1 rRNA gene is annotated in these 1,615 nt (G+C 53.0%); it reads left to right on the plus strand.

From position 1 onward, the window contains the following. A 23S ribosomal RNA gene (locus ACJ8HT_RS24050) occupies positions 1 to 1,615 on the plus strand; the annotation flags it as partial.

Here is a 1,615-nt window from a genome sequence, read left to right on the forward strand (position 1 = left end):
AACCGGCGATACCCGAATGGGGAAACCCAGTGTGTTTCGACACACTATCATGTCATGAATACATAGTGGCATGAGGCGAACCGGGGGAACTGAAACATCTAAGTACCCCGAGGAAAAGAAATCAACCGAGATTCCCCCAGTAGCGGCGAGCGAACGGGGAGGAGCCCAGAACCTGAATCGGCTTGTGTGTTAGTGGAAGCGTCTGGAAAGTCGCGCAGCAAAGGGTGATAGCCCCGTACACTAAAATGCACAGGTCGTGAGTTCGATGAGTAGGGCGGGACACGTGACATCCTGTCTGAATATGGGGGGACCATCCTCCAAGGCTAAATACTCCTGACTGACCGATAGTGAACCAGTACCGTGAGGGAAAGGCGAAAAGAACCCCGGCGAGGGGAGTGAAATAGAACCTGAAACCGTGTACGTACAAGCAGTGGGAGCACCTTCGTGGTGTGACTGCGTACCTTTTGTATAATGGGTCAGCGACTTATATTTTGTAGCAAGGTTAACCGTATAGGGGAGCCGTAGGGAAACCGAGTCTTAACTGGGCGATTAGTTGCAAGGTATAGACCCGAAACCCGGTGATCTAGCCATGGGCAGGTTGAAGGTTGGGTAACACTAACTGGAGGACCGAACCGACTAATGTTGAAAAATTAGCGGATGACTTGTGGCTGGGGGTGAAAGGCCAATCAAACCGGGAGATAGCTGGTTCTCCCCGAAAGCTATTTAGGTAGCGCCTCGTGAACTCATCTTCGGGGGTAGAGCACTGTTTCGGCTAGGGGGCCATCCCGGCTTACCAAACCGATGCAAACTCCGAATACCGAAGAATGTTATCACGGGAGACACACGGCGGGTGCTAACGTCCGTCGTGAAGAGGGAAACAACCCAGACCGCCAGCTAAGGTCCCAAAGTCATGGTTAAGTGGGAAACGATGTGGGAAGGCATAGACAGCCAGGATGTTGGCTTAGAAGCAGCCATCATTTAAAGAAAGCGTAATAGCTCACTGGTCGAGTCGGCCTGCGCGGAAGATGTAACGGGGCTAAACCATGCACCGAAGCTGCGGCAGCGACGCTTAGCGTTGTTGGGTAGGGGAGCGTTCTGTAAGCCGTTGAAGGTGGCCTGTGAGGGTTGCTGGAGGTATCAGAAGTGCGAATGCTGACATAAGTAACGATAAAGCGGGTGAAAAGCCCGCTCGCCGGAAGACCAAGGGTTCCTGTCCAACGTTAATCGGGGCAGGGTGAGTCGACCCCTAAGGCGAGGCTGAAAAGCGTAGTCGATGGGAAACAGGTTAATATTCCTGTACTTGGTGTTACTGCGAAGGGGGGACGGAGAAGGCTAGGCTAGCCGGGCGACGGTTGTCCCGGTTTAAGCGTGTAGGGGGTGTGACCTGGTAAATCCGGTTGCATACTAACCCTGAGGCGTGATGACGATGCACTACGGTGCAGAAGTAGTTGATGCCCTGCTTCCAGGAAAATCCTCTAAGCATCAGGTAACATTAAATCGTACCCCAAACCGACACAGGTGGTCAGGTAGAGAATACCAAGGCGCTTGAGAGAACTCGGGTGAAGGAACTAGGCAAAATGGTGCCGTAACTTCGGGAGAAGGCACGCTGGCATGT

It is taken from the genome of Serratia sp. CY44782 (assembly GCF_052168715.1).
In the GTDB taxonomy this organism is placed as follows: domain Bacteria; phylum Pseudomonadota; class Gammaproteobacteria; order Enterobacterales; family Enterobacteriaceae; genus Serratia; species Serratia nevei.